Annotated in this window: 10 protein-coding genes, 2 tRNA genes and 3 rRNA genes; all 15 read left to right on the forward strand. The window is 38.5% G+C overall.

What is annotated here, in order from left to right; translation table 11 throughout:
• The first annotated feature begins 34 nt into the window (after positions 1-34).
• Entirely contained in the window at positions 35-925 is an 891-nt protein-coding gene (locus JOE44_RS19025; protein WP_209786800.1) for a DUF6089 family protein, read from the forward strand.
• Between the two features lies 1 nt (position 926).
• Positions 927-1,676, forward strand: coding sequence for an isoprenyl transferase (locus JOE44_RS19030; protein ID WP_105684211.1), 750 nt, complete (start codon positions 927-929; stop codon positions 1,674-1,676).
• A 28-nt stretch (positions 1,677-1,704) separates the two neighbouring features.
• Entirely contained in the window at positions 1,705-4,239 is a 2,535-nt protein-coding gene (locus JOE44_RS19035; protein ID WP_105684225.1) for a POTRA domain-containing protein, read from the forward strand.
• An 8-nt stretch (positions 4,240-4,247) separates the two neighbouring features.
• Complete coding sequence (locus tag JOE44_RS19040) at positions 4,248-4,802, forward strand: OmpH family outer membrane protein (RefSeq protein ID WP_105684226.1); 555 nt, start codon at positions 4,248-4,250, stop codon at positions 4,800-4,802.
• Positions 4,803-4,867: 65 nt separating this feature from the next.
• Entirely contained in the window at positions 4,868-5,371 is a 504-nt protein-coding gene (locus JOE44_RS19045) for an OmpH family outer membrane protein (RefSeq protein WP_105684212.1), read from the forward strand.
• Positions 5,372-5,441: 70 nt separating this feature from the next.
• Positions 5,442-5,927 carry an acyl-CoA thioesterase gene (locus JOE44_RS19050; protein WP_105684213.1) on the forward strand — a complete coding sequence of 162 codons (486 nt, stop codon included), beginning with the start codon at positions 5,442-5,444 and terminating at the stop codon, positions 5,925-5,927.
• A gap of 32 nt (positions 5,928-5,959) precedes the next feature.
• Positions 5,960-6,838: a dTDP-4-dehydrorhamnose reductase gene (gene rfbD / locus JOE44_RS19055; RefSeq protein ID WP_309513050.1), complete on the forward strand. Its 879-nt coding sequence runs from the start codon at positions 5,960-5,962 to the stop codon at positions 6,836-6,838.
• Between the two features lie 73 nt (positions 6,839-6,911).
• Positions 6,912-7,523, forward strand: a complete 612-nt coding sequence (locus JOE44_RS19060) for a hypothetical protein (protein ID WP_245169813.1) — start codon at positions 6,912-6,914, stop codon at positions 7,521-7,523.
• Between the two features lie 585 nt (positions 7,524-8,108).
• Positions 8,109-9,625 (forward strand): 16S ribosomal RNA (locus JOE44_RS19065).
• Between the two features lie 213 nt (positions 9,626-9,838).
• Positions 9,839-9,912 (forward strand) — tRNA-Ile (locus JOE44_RS19070).
• Between the two features lie 97 nt (positions 9,913-10,009).
• Positions 10,010-10,083: transfer RNA gene (locus JOE44_RS19075), tRNA-Ala, on the forward strand.
• A 204-nt stretch (positions 10,084-10,287) separates the two neighbouring features.
• Positions 10,288-13,045 (forward strand): 23S ribosomal RNA (locus JOE44_RS19080).
• Positions 13,046-13,185: 140 nt separating this feature from the next.
• Positions 13,186-13,293 (forward strand): 5S ribosomal RNA (gene rrf, locus JOE44_RS19085).
• The 16S, 23S and 5S rRNA genes sit together here with 2 tRNA genes alongside, the layout of an rRNA operon.
• Positions 13,294-13,735: 442 nt before the next feature.
• The gene (locus tag JOE44_RS19090) at positions 13,736-16,633 is read left to right on the forward strand and encodes a SusC/RagA family TonB-linked outer membrane protein (protein ID WP_209786803.1); all 2,898 of its coding nucleotides are present in this window, start codon (positions 13,736-13,738) and stop codon (positions 16,631-16,633) included.
• 15 nt (positions 16,634-16,648) lie between these two features.
• Complete coding sequence (locus JOE44_RS19095; protein ID WP_209786804.1) at positions 16,649-18,544, forward strand: SusD/RagB family nutrient-binding outer membrane lipoprotein; 1,896 nt, start codon at positions 16,649-16,651, stop codon at positions 18,542-18,544.
• Positions 18,545-18,645 lie beyond the last annotated feature (101 nt).

Raw genomic sequence — 18,645 nt, forward strand, 5'->3', positions numbered from 1 at the left:
AAATTTTAAAATAACCATAAATCCATATTCTTTTATGAATAAAAAATTATTGTTTAGCTTCCTTGCCTTCCTTGGAGTGGTAAGTGTTAAAGCACAAAGAAACGAATTGGGAGTTCGTCTAGGTATGAGTAACCTAGTGGGAGATGTAGGAAGGACAAATTATATTTTACAGAAGCCGTTGGATTTAAGCAGAGCGTCAGATTGGGGCATCCCATTTTATGGTGGTTTATTATACAGATTTAATTTTAACCCGCATCAGACTGTTAGATTGGATTTAGGATATAACCAGATTCAGTTTAGTGATAAAGCGGCGAAAGAAGATTATAGAAGAAATAGAAACTCATACGGAAAAAATAATGTGTATGAGGCGAGTTTAATGTTTGAATATAACTTTTTCCCAGTAAATAATGAGCAGATCAGCATGCTGAGCCCTTACATCTTCGGAGGTGTCGGTGCTTTGATGTTTGACGCTCCTAAAGCAACCCTTGTGAATGATTTCAGAAGAGATGCGGATGGTGTAGCACAGGCTCCAATCAATGAATTGGATTTCACAACTACAACAGACTATTCATTAGGGAAAAAAGTAACAATGCATATTCCTTTTGGGGTTGGTTTGAAGTATAAATTCAACCATTCATGGGCTATATTTGCAGAAGCTACATTCAGATATACATTGACGGATCAGTTGGATTATAGTAAGATCCTTTCCAAAGATGTAAAAACTTCTTTTAATGCTGATATTTTGGACCCTGCTACAGGTGGTTCATTATTACAGTCAGGAAATTACTATGCAGTTTCTAAAGAAAGAGAAGCAGAGTTTATTAAAAAGAGAAATATTGGAGATGACAGATCCAACGACTGGATAAATACTTTCAGTTTAGGACTGACATATTCGTTCGGAAGACCTCCATGTTATTGTGAATAATATGTCGTTGATAAAAGAAAAAATAAATTCTGAGAATTTACCAAAACACGTAGCCATCATTATGGATGGTAATGGAAGATGGGCAAAATCTCGTGGCGAAGAAAGAACCTTCGGTCACAAAAATGCCATTAATGCAGTAAGAAATGCCATTAATGCATGTAATGAGATTGATATCCCTTATTTAACACTGTATACATTCTCTTCAGAAAATTGGAATCGTCCAAGTGAAGAAGTGAATACCCTTATGAATCTGTTGGTAGAGACCCTGCTTCTGGAAGCAGAAGAGATCTTCAGCAAAGGATTAAGAATGCATGTTATAGGGAATCTTGAAAAACTGCCTACATTAGTGAAAGAGCAGTTGGAACGTGTGGTAGAACTTACAAAAGAAAACACAAAAGGAAACCTTGTATTGGCTATAAGCTATGGCTCACAAAATGAAATACTGGAAGCCGTAAAAAATATAAGTTCTGATGTAAAAGAAGGAAAAGTAGAGATAGAAAATATTAACGAAAGTCTATTTGAAAACTATCTTTATACAAAAGATTTTCCTCCTGTAGATTTACTGATCAGAACCAGCGGCGAAATAAGGATAAGCAACTTCCTGCTTTGGCAGATTGCTTATGCAGAATTGCAGTTTTTAAATGTTCTGTGGCCGGATTTCACCAAAGACATTTTCTTCCAATGTATTGTTGATTATCAAAACAAAGAAAGAAGATATGGTTTAACCGGTGAGCAGGTAAATGGCCAATAAAATTTTAAGAAAAGAAAGACTCGATAAAATGAAGTTTAGACTATTACCCATCATTATGTTTGCTGCTTCTGCACATTTTTATGGACAAGTAACTCCACAAGACAGCACAAAAGTAAATAATGCTGTACATGCAGAAAATGAGGCAGGAACTTATACACTTAAAGACATCGTTGTAGATGGGGTAAAAAAATATACACCAGCTCAGATCTTAAGATTTACGGGCCTTACAAAAGGAGAGAGTGTAGACATTCCGGGACAGAAAATCAGCAACGCTGTAAAAAAACTTTGGGATACCCAATCTTTTTCTGAAGTGGAAGTTTATGTTCAAAGCATTGAAGGACAGACGATTGTTCTGAAATTTTACCTGCAGGATCTGAAAGAACTTGGAGAAGTGAAATTTGCTGGAAAAGGAATCGGTAAATCTAAAAGTGAGAAACTGGCAAAGGATAACAACCTTAAACCAGGAACTAAGATCACTCAGAACTTGGTTTCAAGCCTTAAAACCAATGTCCCTAAAGACTACATTAAGAAAGGTTTTGCTGATGCTAAAATCACGATTCAGGATAAAGTAAATGCAGGAGATCCTGCTTTAGTAGACTGGACAATCAATGTAGATAAGGGTAAAAGAATTAAAATCGACCATATTGAATTTGAAGGAAATGAAAATGTAACCGACAGAAAGCTTAGAAATAATGCTTTCAAAGAAACGAAACAAAAACGTTTCGGGATCGGTGGTATTTTAAAATCCTCAAAATTCATTGAAGATAAATATCAGGAAGATAAACAAAGCCTTATCAGTTATTACAACTCCCTTGGATATAGAGATGCTAAAATCGTTTCAGATTCTGTATGGAGAAATAAGAGAAATAACTACGAAATCAACGTAAAACTTAACGAGGGTAAAAAATATTATATCGGGGACGTTACGTTCACGGGAAATACGGTATACGCTACAGAATATTTACAAAGATTATTAGGATATAAAAAAGGTGATATTTACGATGCTGTAGGATTCAACAAAAAAGTTGGTGAAGACGGAGGAAAAGAAGATGATTCAGATATCAAATCTGTTTACATGAACAATGGTTATCTTTTCTCCAATGTAACTCCTGTTGAAAAATCAGTATCAGGAGATGCCGTAAACCTTGAAGTTAGAATTAACGAAGGAGAACAGGCTACCTGGAATAAAGTAACATGGCAGGGGAACACTACAACCCATGACCACGTGATTCTTAGGGCTTTAAGAACGAAGCCGGGAGAGCTATTCAAGAAAACGGAAATTAAAAGAACCTATTTCGATTTAGCAGGAATGTCATTCTTTGACCCTCAGCAGATCGGTCAGGATATTCAGCCAAATCAGGTGGATAATACCGTAGATATCAACTGGAAACTTGTAGAAAAAGGATCTTCTCAGGTGCAGTTACAGGCAGGTTACGGTGGTAACAGCTTTATCGGTACTTTAGGATTGACATTTAATAACTTCTCATTAAAGAACTTCCTTAAGTTTAAAGACTTCAAACCTGTGCCTCAGGGAGACGGACAAACGTTCTCTATTCAGGTTCAGGCAGGACAGTACTTCCAGAACTATGGAGTATCATTTACAGAACCTTGGTTATTTGGTACAAGACCAACAGCTCTTTCTGTAAGTTTGAACAACTCCAGAGTAAGATATACAGATCAGTACGGAGCTGCTCAGAAATTGAACATCTTCTCCGCTTCAGTAGGATTAAACAGACTATTGAACTGGCCGGATGATTATTTCTCGCTTTACACAGGATTACAGTTCCAGAAGTATGACTTCAATAACTATCCATTCCAGTTTGGAGATACTACAGAAACAAATGGTACTGCCAATAACTTCAGTGTTAACCTGGGATTGAGCAGAAACTCTGCAGGTATTGACCCGATTTTCCCAACAATGGGATCCAATATTGAGCTTTCAGCAAAACTGACTCCTCCATACTCATTGTTTAAGAAGAAAGATTACTCCACTATGTCAGCTATTGACAAATATAAGTGGATGGAATTCTATAAAATTAAGTTTAAAGCAGATGTTTACAATGAAATCATTGGAAAACTTGTCTTGAGATCTTCCGCAGAAATGGGGTTCATGGATGGATATAACAGCCAATTAGGTGCTCCGCCATTTGAAAGATTCTACATGGGAGGTACAGGTCTTTTCGGAGGGAGATATGACGGTAGAGAATTAATCCCTTTAAGAGGTTATGAAAATGCAAGTACAGAAGGAGGACAGGCAGATGATATTACACAGAAAGGTGGGGGTACAATCTATAACAGATTTACTTTAGAATTAAGATACCCAATCTCTATGAGCCAGACTGCAAAAATCTACGCTTTGACATTCGCAGAAGGTGGTAATGTATGGAATTCATGGAGTTCTTACAGCCCATTCCAGCTGAAAAGATCAGTCGGAGTCGGGGTAAGAGTGTATATGGGAGCATTTGGATTGATCGGATTCGACTTTGCACTTGGTCTTGATAAGACAATTTCAGGTGATAAGTCTGGATGGAGAAACCACTTCTTGATGAACCAAACATTATAATTACAAATATGAAGCACTTTAAAATAATTTTCACATTCGCATTCCTTTTGCTTTTTGGGTTAAACAATGCCCAGAAAATCGGAGTAGTGGATACGGATGAAATTTTGAATAAATTACCTCAGTATAAAGAAGCTGAAGCAAGATTAAACTCTCAGATCGATACCTGGGAATCCGAACTTCAAAATCTTCAGACTGAATATGAAAGAAAAAAGGCTGCTTTTGAAAGTGAAAAAGTTTTATTGATAGGTGACCAACTTAAACTTAGAGAAAAGGAAGTTACAGACCTTGATAAAAATATTAAAACGACAACAAGCTTACGTTTTGGAGCTAACGGTGAGATCACAAAACTGAGAACAAATCTGGTTCAGCCTTTTCAGGATCAGATCTGGGGAGCTATCAAAACAATGTCCGAAAAAAATGGCTTGGGCATAGTTCTTGATAAAAGCAATAACATTAGTGTTATTTTCCTTCAGTCAAAATATGATTACACAGAAAAAGTATTGTCTATCCTGTTAAAAGGAACAGATAAGAAGGAAAAAACAAATAGCAAAGGAAAAAAATAATAAGAAAATTAACTTTTGCTATATTTTAAAATCTAAAAACAAATTAAATTATTTATTTACCAGTTATGAAAAAATTAAGTGTATTATTTGCAGCAGTAATGATGGTTGTATCTGTAGGTATGGCAAAAGCTCAAAAAATTGCTACTTTAGATGTAATGGGAGTTCTTAACGCTATGCCGGAGAAAAAGAAAGCAGATGCTGATCTTAAAACATTCTTAGATACTAAACAAGCTGAGATTAAGAAAAAAGCTGACGCAGCTCAAACTAAATATCAGCAATATCAAACTGAAGCTCCTAAGAAAACAGCTGACGAAAACACAGCAAGAGAAGCAGAAATGAAAAAATTAGCTGAAGAAATCCAGCAAATGCAGGACAAAGCTCAAAAAGATCTACAAGCTAAGCAAGATGTAGCTTTCGGTCCTATTGAGAAAAAGCTAAATGATGCAGTAGAAAAAGTAGCTAAAGCTAATGGATATGACTATATTATGGATGCAAACTCAACAGCATTCCTTTATAAAGCAGGACCAGACGCAACTGCAGCTGTGAAGAAAGAATTAGGAATTCAATAATTTCAGCAAATTAACAAAGATTTATAAAACTAACCACCTCTTTTAGAGGTGGTTTTTTTATTTTTGCGGAATGGAAAAAGAAGTATCAACTACGGTCAAAGTTAGGTTTAGTGACTGTGATCCGATCGGACATCTGAATAATGTAAAATATCTTGATTATATGTTCAATGCAAGAGAAGATCATGTAGAAACATTTTATGGGTTTACCTATGAAGAATATACCAAGAAAACCGGCTGTACCTGGATTGCCATTCAAAATGAAATAGCCTATTTAAAAGAAGTAAGGTATAACACACAGGTAGTCATCAGCAGCAAAACCATCGATGTACAGGATAGAACAGCAAAAGTTGAAATTCTGATGAAAAGTCTGGATGAAAAGACAATTCATGCTGTACTTTGGGTGACCGTTATCTATTTTAATGTTAAAACAAGAAAATCTGAAGTTCATCCTCAGGATATCAAAGAGATTTTTGATAAGTTTTATGTAGATCTTATCCAAAAAGACTTCCAGTCTAGAGTGAAGTTCTTAAGATCTCAGAATGCCAAAAACTCTTAACCCCATTTCTTATTGAAGGTTCCAACTTAAAAATTAATAATAAACAAATGAAAAAAATAGCAGTAATAGGTAGTAACGGACAATTAGGAAACTGCATAAAAAAAATAGCTCCTGACTTTGAACACCAATATGAATTCTTATTTACAGATTCATCCACTTTAGATGTTACCAATGAAGAGCAGGTGAATGATTTCTTTTATGATAACAAACCTGATTATTGCATCAACGCTTCTGCATACACAGCCGTTGACCTGGCAGAAAAGGAAAAGGAAAAAGCTTTTGCGGTAAATGCTGATGGAGTAGCTCACCTTGCTCAGGCATGTACAGATTATAAATCTGTTCTTATCCACGTTTCTACAGACTATGTTTTTGATGGTACTACAAATCTTGCGTACTCTGAAGATGATTTTACTAATCCGATAGGAGTATATGGAGCATCAAAAAGAGAAGGAGAGGAGCGCGCTCTGGAAATCAATCCAAAAACAATCATCCTGAGAACTTCATGGCTGTACTCTGAGTTTAATAAAAACTTTGTGAAAACAATGTTGAACCTTTTCTCTCAGAAAGAAGAGTTGGGAATCGTTGCTGATCAGTTTGGACAGCCAACCAATGCAAACGATTTGGCAGAAGCAATTATGGAGATCATCGAAGCTCCACAAAAGACCTATGGAATTTTCCACTTCTCAAACTATCCGGAGACAACCTGGTTTGAATTTGCCAAAAAAATTGCTGAATTTTCAAAATCATCAGTAAAATTAAATCCGTTGACAACCGAGCAGTATCCAACACCTGCCAAAAGACCTGTGAGAAGTACCATGTCTTTGGATAAAATAGAAGAAGTCTACAAAATAGAACCTAAACATTGGGAAAATAGCCTTGAAGAATGTGTTGATATACTTTCAAACCCATAATATATATATGAAAAATATTGCAATACTCTTTTCCTTATTATGTATCCAGCTGTGGAGTGCACAAAATGTCTATATGACGAAAGTCGAAAAAACAAATGACAACTCAGATAAATTCTTCTACAGAAAAGAATCCGCCGGAGATGCTGTTTATTTAGGAGAAGTAGAAGTACAGGGCTTTTCAAAAGATGATGCACTAGTATTTTCCTTAGTATATAAAAAAGCAAAAGAGATTGGTGCCAATACATTTGAATTAAAACCCTTCGAAAATGTAGATGGTACCCCTCAGGCATTCAATGCTGCCAATTATAAAATTGCGTTATATTATACACCTAAAGAAAAACTGATAACTAAGCATGGAGAGATGTATATATTTGCTTCCTCTGAAAAAGATCAGAAAATAAGTATCAATCGTAAAGATTACACCATTTCTCCCAGATCATTTTTAAAATTAAAATTTATGCCGGGAGAAATCTATACCATCTCCACCAAGAAGCTTTTAGGATCTACAGTAAAAGTTCAGCCAAAAGTCAATGATGATGATATTTATTTTCAGGTTTCCTCTTTAAAAGTGAAGCCGGATAACTCAGGAGTAGGAGGTTTAAACCTTAAATCCGGAGATATCATTGGTCTGGAGAAGTCTTATGCAGAATTTTTGAGCGTGATCTATAAAGAAGGTAAACCTTAAATATCACTTATAATAACAATATCGCTGGTTTTACTTTATATGAATTTAAATTGAGTGGATTTTGTTTAAAATTTTTCTCACTTTGTATCAGTGGCTTATGTTCAAATATTACGTGGATATAACATTTATGTTAAATAAAGTTGTTTTGCGTTGCAATAAGTTGTTATCTTTGCCCCACTGAAAAACGAGAGTAGCTCAGTAGCGCAGAAGAGCTTTTAGCTAAGCAGAAACAATATGATACTTCAAAAAGAGACAAACAAAAAACTTTAATTTTTTTATTAAAAAGAGTTGCGGGTTTAAAAAGAGTTTGTATCTTTGCAGTCCCAATTACAGGGAGCGCAGGAGTAGGATGATTGAGGGTTTGGGAGAGATTAAGGTTACTTAAAAAACTTTAAAATTTTCTTCAAAAACATTTGGTCATTAAGAAATAAAGTTTTACTTTTGCACTCGCAAATACGGAGCGACACTGACAGAGAGATTGCTTCGTTACAAAGCGAAAGATATAAAGATCATTGACATACAATATAACAACCAAGTAAGGAAAAACTAAAGCGTTAAAAAACTTTGAGTGAGTCAGACAAACATACAATGGAGAGTTTGATCCTGGCTCAGGATGAACGCTAGCGGGAGGCCTAACACATGCAAGCCGAGCGGTAGAGATCTTTCGGGATCTTGAGAGCGGCGTACGGGTGCGGAACACGTGTGCAACCTGCCTTTATCTGGGGGATAGCCTTTCGAAAGGAAGATTAATACCCCATAATATTTTGAATGGCATCATTTGAAATTGAAAACTCCGGTGGATAGAGATGGGCACGCGCAAGATTAGATAGTTGGTGAGGTAACGGCTCACCAAGTCTGCGATCTTTAGGGGGCCTGAGAGGGTGATCCCCCACACTGGTACTGAGACACGGACCAGACTCCTACGGGAGGCAGCAGTGAGGAATATTGGACAATGGGTGAGAGCCTGATCCAGCCATCCCGCGTGAAGGACGACGGCCCTATGGGTTGTAAACTTCTTTTGTATAGGGATAAACCTTTCCACGTGTGGGAAGCTGAAGGTACTATACGAATAAGCACCGGCTAACTCCGTGCCAGCAGCCGCGGTAATACGGAGGGTGCAAGCGTTATCCGGATTTATTGGGTTTAAAGGGTCCGTAGGCGGATCTGTAAGTCAGTGGTGAAATCTCACAGCTTAACTGTGAAACTGCCATTGATACTGCAGGTCTTGAGTGTTATTGAAGTAGCTGGAATAAGTAGTGTAGCGGTGAAATGCATAGATATTACTTAGAACACCAATTGCGAAGGCAGGTTACTAAGCAACAACTGACGCTGATGGACGAAAGCGTGGGGAGCGAACAGGATTAGATACCCTGGTAGTCCACGCCGTAAACGATGCTAACTCGTTTTTGGGCTTTTGGGCTCAGAGACTAAGCGAAAGTGATAAGTTAGCCACCTGGGGAGTACGTTCGCAAGAATGAAACTCAAAGGAATTGACGGGGGCCCGCACAAGCGGTGGATTATGTGGTTTAATTCGATGATACGCGAGGAACCTTACCAAGGCTTAAATGGGAAATGACAGGTTTAGAAATAGACTTTTCTTCGGACATTTTTCAAGGTGCTGCATGGTTGTCGTCAGCTCGTGCCGTGAGGTGTTAGGTTAAGTCCTGCAACGAGCGCAACCCCTGTCACTAGTTGCCATCATTAAGTTGGGGACTCTAGTGAGACTGCCTACGCAAGTAGAGAGGAAGGTGGGGATGACGTCAAATCATCACGGCCCTTACGCCTTGGGCCACACACGTAATACAATGGCCAGTACAGAGGGCAGCTACACAGCGATGTGATGCAAATCTCGAAAGCTGGTCTCAGTTCGGATTGGAGTCTGCAACTCGACTCTATGAAGCTGGAATCGCTAGTAATCGCGCATCAGCCATGGCGCGGTGAATACGTTCCCGGGCCTTGTACACACCGCCCGTCAAGCCATGGAAGTCTGGGGTACCTGAAGTCGGTGACCGTAACAGGAGCTGCCTAGGGTAAAACAGGTAACTAGGGCTAAGTCGTAACAAGGTAGCCGTACCGGAAGGTGCGGCTGGAACATCTCATTTTAGAGCGTCTTTAGACGATAAACAAAATTAGTATCGTAAGATACAGTACTTACTTAAAGTTCAAGCTTTAGTTTTTTGTTTGGTTGCTATATAAAAATACAAAACCCACTAGAAATTAGTAAAGGGATAGAGAGATTTTAGATTATAAATTATAGATTTTAGATTTAAATAATCATTTAAAATTTTCAATTTAAAATTTAAAATTAATAATGAAGTCTCGTAGCTCAGCTGGTTAGAGCGCTACACTGATAATGTAGAGGTCGGCAGTTCGAGCCTGCCCGAGACTACTAATTGAAGGGATTATAGATTATAAATTATAGATTTTAGATTATAACGCATGTTTCATTTAAAATTTATAATCTAGAATTTACAATTTCTACTAGAGGGGAATTAGCTCAGCTGGCTAGAGCGCCTGCCTTGCACGCAGGAGGTCAAGGGTTCGACTCCCTTATTCTCCACAGTTTTGAAAGCTTAATTTAAAAGTTACGGATAGAGCCAAAAACAATATCTGTTCATTAAGCGGACAAGAAGACATTAAGATCATTGACATTAACGGTAAAGACATCACAAAGAGATAACCGAGCACTTTCGAGTGCCGAGTTTATAAAAATATCGATAGACGAGAGTTTATCAAAAAATACTGAACTAATTTAAATATTAGGAAAGAAATCGTTAAGGGCGTATGGCGGATGCCTAGGCTTTCAGAGGCGACGAAGGACGTGGTAAGCTGCGAAAAGCTGCGGGGATTGGCACACACGAATTGATCCGCAGATGTCCGAATGGGGCAACCCGGCTGGTTGAAGACCAGTCACCTCTTAGGAGGAGCAAACCCGGAGAACTGAAACATCTAAGTACCCGGAGGAAAAGAAATCGAAGAGATTCCGTAAGTAGTGGCGAGCGAAAGCGGATTAGCCCAAAAGTCTTTATATGTTTAGAGGAATGTTCTGGAAAGAACAATCATAGAAGGTGATAATCCTGTACTCGAAAGGCATATTTGGATGATAAATGAGTAGGGCGGGACACGTGAAATCCTGTCTGAATATGGGGGGACCATCCTCCAAGGCTAAATACTCCTGAAAGACCGATAGTGAACAAGTACTGTGAAGGAAAGGTGAAAAGCACTTCGAATAGAAGGGTGAAATAGAACCTGAAACCGTACGCCTACAAGCGGTCGGAGCACCTATATGGTGTGACGGCGTGCCTTTTGCATAATGAGCCTACGAGTTAATTTTACTAGCGAGGTTAAGGTATTAAGTACCGGAGCCGGAGCGAAAGCGAGTCTGAATAGGGCGTATAGTTAGTAGGATTAGACGCGAAACCTTGTGATCTACCCATGGGCAGGTTGAAGCTCTGGTAACACAGAGTGGAGGACCGAACCGGTTGACGTTGAAAAGTCTTCGGATGACCTGTGGGTAGGGGTGAAAGGCCAATCAAACTGGGAGATAGCTCGTACTCTCCGAAATGCATTTAGGTGCAGCGTCGTATATAAGTTTATTAGAGGTAGAGCTACTGATTGGATGCGGGGGTTTCATCGCCTACCAATTCCTGACAAACTCCGAATGCTAATAAATGTTCTACGGCAGTGAGGGCATGGGTGCTAAGGTCCATGTCCGAGAGGGAAAGAACCCAGACCAACAGCTAAGGTCCCAAAATATATGTTAAGTTGAAGCAACGCGGTTGGACTGCATTGACAGCTAGGATGTTGGCTTGGAAGCAGCCATTCATTTAAAGAGTGCGTAACAGCTCACTAGTCGAGCGGTCCGGCATGGATAATAATCGGGCATAAACATATTACCGAAGCTATGGATTTGTATTTTAGATACATCTGGTAGGAGAGCATTCTATTTGCGCCGAAGCAGTACTGTGAGGTATTGTGGAGCGGATAGAAAAGAAAATGTAGGCATAAGTAACGATAAAGCGGGCGAGAAACCCGCTCACCGAAAGACTAAGGTTTCCTCAGCCATGCTAATCAGCTGAGGGTTAGTCGGGACCTAACGCGAACCCGAAAGGGGTAGTGGATGGACAATGGGTTAATATTCCCATACTTGCTCACACTAAAAAGGGGACGGAGTGCCGTACTTACTGGAGACTGACGGAATAGTCAAGGCCTAGCCTTCGGGCGAAGCTGCTGTAGGGAAAGTGCTTCCAAGAAAAGCCGAAGTGAAGCAACCCGTACCAAAACCGACACAGGTAGTCGAGGAGAGAATCCTAAGGTGCTAGAGTGAATCATGGTTAAGGAACTAGGCAAAATAGTCTCGTAACTTCGGGAGAAGAGACGCCATCAGCAATGGTGGCCGCAGTAAAGAGGCCCAGGCGACTGTTTATCAAAAACACAGGACTCTGCAAAATCGAAAGATGCAGTATAGGGTCTGACACCTGCCCGGTGCTGGAAGGTTAAGGAAGGTGCTTAGGGTTAAACCGAAGGCATTGACTGAAGCCCCAGTAAACGGCGGCCGTAACTATAACGGTCCTAAGGTAGCGAAATTCCTTGTCGGGTAAGTTCCGACCTGCACGAATGGTGTAACGATCTGGGCACTGTCTCAACCATGAGCTCTGTGAAATTGTAGTATCGGTGAAGATGCCGATTACCCGCAATGGGACGAAAAGACCCTGTGAACCTTTACTATAACTTCGTATTGACTTTGAGTAAGTAATGTGTAGGATAGGTGGGAGGCTTTGAAGCAGGCACGCTAGTGTTTGTGGAGCCAACGTTGAAATACCACCCTTTACTTACTTGGAGCCTAACTTCTTTTAGAAGGACATTGCGTGGTGGGTAGTTTGACTGGGGTGGTCGCCTCCAAAAGAGTAACGGAGGCTTTCAAAGGTACCCTCAGCACGCTTGGTAACCGTGCGTAGAGTGTAATGGCATAAGGGTGCTTGACTGTGAGACCTACAAGTCGATCAGGTGCGAAAGCAGGACATAGTGATCCGGTGGTTCCGTATGGAAGGGCCATCGCTCATAGGATAAAAGGTACTCCGGGGATAACAGGCTAGTCTCCCCCAAGAGCTCACATCGACGGGGAGGTTCGGCACCTCGATGTCGGCTCGTCACATCCTGGGGCTGGAGAAGGTCCCAAGGGTTGGGCTGTTCGCCCATTAAAGTGGCACGCGAGCTGGGTTCAGAACGTCGTGAGACAGTTCGGTCTCTATCTATTGCGGGCGTTAGATGTTTGAGAGGGCTTGATTCTAGTACGAGAGGACCGAATTGAACAAACCTCTGGTGTATCAGTTGTACCGCCAGGTGCACTGCTGAGTAGCTACGTTTGGAAGAGATAAGCACTGAAAGCATATAAGTGCGAAACTCGCCTCAAGATGAGACATCTTTTAAGGGTCGTTGGAGATGACGACGTTGATAGGCTATAGGTGTAAAGACAGTAATGTCATAGCCAAGTAGTACTAATTACCCGTAGATTTATAGCCTGATATGGCGCACGGAAGTGCAGCAAGGTTACCTCTTTGTGAAAGTTTTTATCGATAAAATACAAGTTAGAATCTAGATATTAGAAGTTAGTTTTTACTAATCTCTAAGTACTAATCTCTAACCTCTTATATACAACCTTTAGGGTGGTTTTAGCGGTGGGGCTCACCTGTTCCCATTCCGAACACAGAAGTTAAGCCCACCAGCGCCGATGGTACTGCTAACGCGGGAGAGTAGGCCGCCGCCAGTTTTTATTTTATTTTTAAAAATCCTTTATCTGATGATAAAGGATTTTTTTTGTTGTATACTATCCCCATAGCTACCTGCTTACCGTACAAATCCCAACCCAACATAAATAATCAGCAATCAGCAATGAGTAATATCCAACGTATGCTATCATTACTTATTACCTATTACTCATCTCTACCCAACACTATTGTCACTCCGTAGGAGTCTATACAATACATATTCTATTTTATCCCTTTTTTTCAGTTACCAGATACTAATTATGGCTAACCAAATTTTGAATTTTACTTAACCGTTTAAGTATCATAAGCTTTAGAAAGATTAGATTGCTTTTATTAATGTATTTAACATAAATAATTAATGATTGTATATTAATTTAATAATAATTACGTTTATTTGTTAAAATATCCAGAGATATTATTAAGTATATACCAAATCTAATTTTTATGAAAAAAACCATTTTTAAGGTTGGGCTGCTCCAATCCTTATTCTGTTTCTATGGATTGTATGCACAAAGTGATTCAACTAAAACGTCAAAGATTGACGAAGTAGTTGTGACAGCTTATGGTGTAAAAAAAGAAAAAAAAGCGCTTGGATATTCTTTCCAGGATGTAAAAGGCCAAACCCTTGTTGATGCCAAAGAAAATAACATGACCAATGCATTGGTAGGAAAGGTTGCCGGATTACAAGTAATTAAAGGAAGTTTTGGCCCCGGTTCTTCTTCTAAAATTAATCTGCGAGGTTTTAATTCTTTTACTGGGGATAATCAGCCTCTTATTGTGGTGGATGGAGTTCCGCTAAGTAATAGCCTGGGATCAAAGGTTAGACAGAATGGAAAAGACTTTAATAATGATTTCTGGAATCCGGATCTTGATATGGGAAATGGTTTAAGTGATATTAACCCGGATGATATTGAAAGTCTTTCTGTTTTAAAAGGTGGTGCAGCTTCTGCCCTTTACGGTTCCAGAGGTGGAAATGGTGTTATTTTGATTACAACAAAAACTGGTAAAAGAAAAGGTGGATTAGGAATTACCTATTCTACAAGCTTAGGTTTCGAAAATATTTTTATGAAACCTGATTTGCAACATAGTTTTGCACAAGGTAGTAATGGTTTATCCAATCCTGCTGGAGTTGACAATACTACTTCTTGGGGACCATCTTTTGAGAGATCCAATATGACGGTTTATGATAACTTAAAAAACTTTTTTAAGACAGGAACAAATTCACAGCATACACTGAGCTTTCAGGAGAACTTAGGCGAAGGGTCAAGCTTGTACACTTCTGCTAATTATTTAAATAGCAATAGCCAGATTCCTAATTCAAAATACGAAAGGTTCAATTTTATGGCTAAAATGAATTCTAATTTTGGAGCTAATAAAAGATGGACGAGTGAGGTGAAAGCCCAATATATGAGTATTAAAGGAACAAATAGACCTTCTGGTGGACAAGGTGATGGAAATTACTATCCGAAAATACTTTTAATGCCTCAAAATATTGATGTAAGAGACTATCGTGATGGGCAGATGCAAAATGAAGTTACTTCGCGCTGGATCACTTCAAATGGAATTAATCCTTATTGGACAGCCTATAATGCATTGAATGCTGATAAAAAAGATAGGTTTTTATTGAATGGTTATCTCAAATATCAATTTAATAATTGGCTGAGTGCAGACGTAAGGTTAGGAACAGATTTCTATTCTTTAAATACGGATGCAAGGGTTTGGACAGGATCTTCCCGTAATAATTCTTACTCGACCGGTCAGGAAAAGTTTTATGAGAATAATTATATCATAAGCCTTAATGCTAAAAAAGACAATATTATTGGCAAATGGGGCGGATCGCTTTCTGTGTATGGACAGATGATGGAAAGCAGGGATAAAGCTTTATATTTTACTACACAAAATCTTATTCTTGCTAACGTTTTCAGCACTTCTAATACAAGTGATCTTGCTTCTGTTACAACAACTGAAGTTGATATGTGGAAAAAAATTAATTCAGTATTTGCTGCTGCTGAGATTAATTATGACGGATATTGGTTTCTGAATGCTACCGCAAGAAATGACTGGTCATCTACGTTGAATATTAATAACAGATCTTATTTTTATTCCTCTGTGAGTACCTCATTAGTTTTAACAGATATGCTGAAGAAATTAAATGGTACGAGTTCGAATGTTTTAACATTTGCTAAGCTTCGTGCAGCCTATGCCGTTGTAGGGAACTCTTTACCTCCTCAAAGCTTATACAACACCTATATTGCTTCCACTGATCCAAACGGACATATTGTACTTGCAAGAAATAAAATACTTTTTAATTCAAATTTACATGCGGAAAAACTTAAAACTTTTGAAGTCGGTGCAGATATGAAGTTTTTTGACAGAGTGTCTCTGGATGTAAGTTATTTCAATAATAATGCAACTGATCAGCTTATAGCTATTCCGATAAATCCACTTTCAGGATATGAAAGAATGATGATTAATTCAGGTGGACTGCACAATAAAGGATTTGAATTCGTATTGAATACAGATATTTTTAAGAAGGAAAATTTTGCGTGGAATGTAAATGCTAATTTGTCAACTTTAAAAAGTAACATCGATAAAATTGACGGGAATATCTCAAAATATCCTTTAGCAGGTTTTGATAATGTTGCCTTCTTCGCTGAAGTGGGAAAACCTTATGGGGCAATTTATGGAACGAAATTTCTGAGAGTAGAAGATACCGGCAGCGCTCATTACGGAAAATTGATTGTGGATCAAAATGGATTGCCACAGGCTACTCCTGATCAATATTATCTTGGAGATCAGACTCCGAGGACTTTGTTTGGTTTTACCAACAGCTTTGTATATAAAAATATCGGGCTTTCATTTTTAATTGACGGGAGAATCGGAGGAAAGTTTTTCTCTGCAACACAAGCGGCATTGCAAGCGAATGGACTTGCTGCGGACACTGCACCTGGAGGAAAACGTGATAATATGATTTTGGATGCAGTAGTGCAGGGAAGCGGCGGTTATACAGCAAATACCAAAGAGATCACTCAACAGGATTATTGGGGAGCTGTAACGGCTGGAAATTTAGGAATTACGGAACAAAATATTTATGATGCTACCAATATTCGTTTAAGAAATATTCAGCTGACGTATAATTTCCCTAAAAGTATTTTCCAAAAATTGGCCCTGCAAAGTGCTAAAGTTGCTTTTACAGCCAATAATGTATGGATGATCTACAGTAAAGCAAAAGGGATTGATCCGGAATCTGTATTTGCCATTAATTCTAATGCTACAGGATTTGAAAACCTTGCTTTTCCTACTTCAAGATCTTATTTATTTACAATCACTTTAGGCTTTTAATTAAAAACTGACTCAATGAAAAAATATATCTTATCATTTTTTACCATCGGTTTAGTATGTGCTTCATGTAATGATTTTGAAGACATCAATAATAATCCGTTTGCTGTAGACTCTAATAAAGCAGAACCTGAATATTTATTAAACAACTCAATTCTCGGTGCCCAGCAAGATCCTAATATTGCAGAACGTGTTTTTGTTTTATATTGGAAAACAGCCTCCAGACAGCATTTAACAACAGGAATTGCGGGGGGAACCTACGATGATTCCTGGACTTCCGAATATTGGAAATACGCTTCAGATTGGCTCAATAATGCAAATGCGGCTATTCAATTAGCGAATGAAAAAAAATCAATCGGGCAAGGAAAACCTTATTATGACAATATCATTCAGGTTTCCAGAATTTGGAGAGCTTATTTAATGAGCGAATTTTCGGATAATTTCGGACCACAACCTATTCAGGCTTTTCAGGGAACGAATCCTACTTTTAATTCTGAAAAAGAAGTGTATTATTTTATTTTAGAAGAACTAAAAGATGCAGCCGCAAAAATGGACACCAACCAAGGAGTGCCGTCAAATGCTAATGCCTATGATATGGTTTATGGGTTTAATTGGGCTCAATGGGTAAAGTATGCCAACTCTATGAGGATGAGAATTGCCATGAGAATTGCTGAAGTAGATCCTTCAAAAGCAAAAACAGAATTTGAAGCAGCAGCTAATTCAAATAAGTTTATCGCTACAAGTGCAGATAATTTTAAAGTGGCTGAAAAACCAGGATGGGACGCCTTAACAGGGGTAATGTCAAGAGAATGGAACTCCCAAATCTTGTCAGGAACACTTAACAATTTATATGTTGGTTTAGGAGGAGTAAGTTCCACAGACCAATTACCTGCAGCTCAGCATACGGCGGTTAAAGCATCTGACTATATTGGAATAAAATATGATCAACAGTTTACAACAATGACCAACGATCCAAGTGCAGGATATTGGTTGGATGGTCTACCCAATAAAATCGATCCTAGAGCGTATAAAACGTTCTATATTCCAGGAGATCTTACAAGTCCGGTTTATTCATTATATCCTACTTATACCAATCAGGCAACTACCAATCATGGAGATCTTACGTTTGCAGATAATTCGACAATAACAGTAAACACAGTCAATACCTGGAATGCCTACACCATTGGAAATTGGGGAGTAAAAGGACAGAGAAACGGATTGAGAAATGTAGTTGGATGTATGCCGGCTTTGGGTAAGCAGTATCGCGAAAGTAAGAATTCAAGAATATTTTTTGCAAGCTGGGAGACGTATTTCCTTTTGGCGGAAGCTGCATTGAAAGGCTGGTCGGTTCCAATGAGCGATGAAGCTGCATATAATAAGGGGATTCAGGAAAGTTTTGTTTATAATGAAGTTTCGCAATTCTATGGTCAATATATTACTTCAACAGAGTATAACCGTGATGGAACTTCTGTTTCTTACGGTCATATTACAGAACCGGGAGTGAGCCATACTATGAAATATAAAGATCCTGTAACCGGGAACTTGGTTTCTGTAGACATCAAATATCCGGTGAATACCATTTATAAGAATGGATCTGTAAAGAATGATAAACTCACAAAGATTATTACCCAGAAATATATTGCCAATATGCCTTGGCTACCGTTAGAATCCTGGAGCGACCAGAGAAGACTCGGGTTACCATTTTTTGAAAACCCTGCAGTAGAAACCCCTTTGGTAAATCTTCCTAATCTGACTTCAGGGAATTATATGACGAATTCCATTCAGAATTTCCCTCAGAGATTAAGATATCCAAGTACTTTCAGAAACACGGATCAGGCTGGATACGATAAGGCTGTACAATTACTTGGAGGTGCTGATGCTGTACTGACTCCTCTTTGGTGGGCCAAACATTAATTAATTTTAAATACCATAAAAAAACAATCCTTTTCTTACTTTGAAAAGGATTGTTTTTATAGATACATATGGATTGAATGTTTCTTTACAGAAATTGTTGA

The organism is Chryseobacterium sp. PvR013, assembly GCF_017833095.1.
Taxonomy (GTDB): Bacteria; Bacteroidota; Bacteroidia; order Flavobacteriales; family Weeksellaceae; genus Chryseobacterium; species Chryseobacterium culicis_A.

Bases quoted from the DNA above. Each gene is read 5' to 3' on its own strand.
- JOE44_RS19025 (WP_209786800.1), top strand. From the start codon at position 35: ATGAATAAAAAATTATTGTTTAGCTTCCTTGCCTTCCTTGGAGTGGTA.
- JOE44_RS19030 (WP_105684211.1), top strand. From the start codon at position 927: ATGTCGTTGATAAAAGAAAAAATAAATTCTGAGAATTTACCAAAACAC.
- JOE44_RS19035 (WP_105684225.1), top strand. From the start codon at position 1,705: ATGAAGTTTAGACTATTACCCATCATTATGTTTGCTGCTTCTGCACAT.
- JOE44_RS19040 (WP_105684226.1), top strand. From the start codon at position 4,248: ATGAAGCACTTTAAAATAATTTTCACATTCGCATTCCTTTTGCTTTTT.
- JOE44_RS19045 (WP_105684212.1), top strand. From the start codon at position 4,868: ATGAAAAAATTAAGTGTATTATTTGCAGCAGTAATGATGGTTGTATCT.
- JOE44_RS19050 (WP_105684213.1), top strand. From the start codon at position 5,442: ATGGAAAAAGAAGTATCAACTACGGTCAAAGTTAGGTTTAGTGACTGT.
- JOE44_RS19060 (WP_245169813.1), top strand. From the start codon at position 6,912: ATGACGAAAGTCGAAAAAACAAATGACAACTCAGATAAATTCTTCTAC.
- JOE44_RS19090 (WP_209786803.1), top strand. From the start codon at position 13,736: ATGAAAAAAACCATTTTTAAGGTTGGGCTGCTCCAATCCTTATTCTGT.
- JOE44_RS19095 (WP_209786804.1), top strand. From the start codon at position 16,649: ATGAAAAAATATATCTTATCATTTTTTACCATCGGTTTAGTATGTGCT.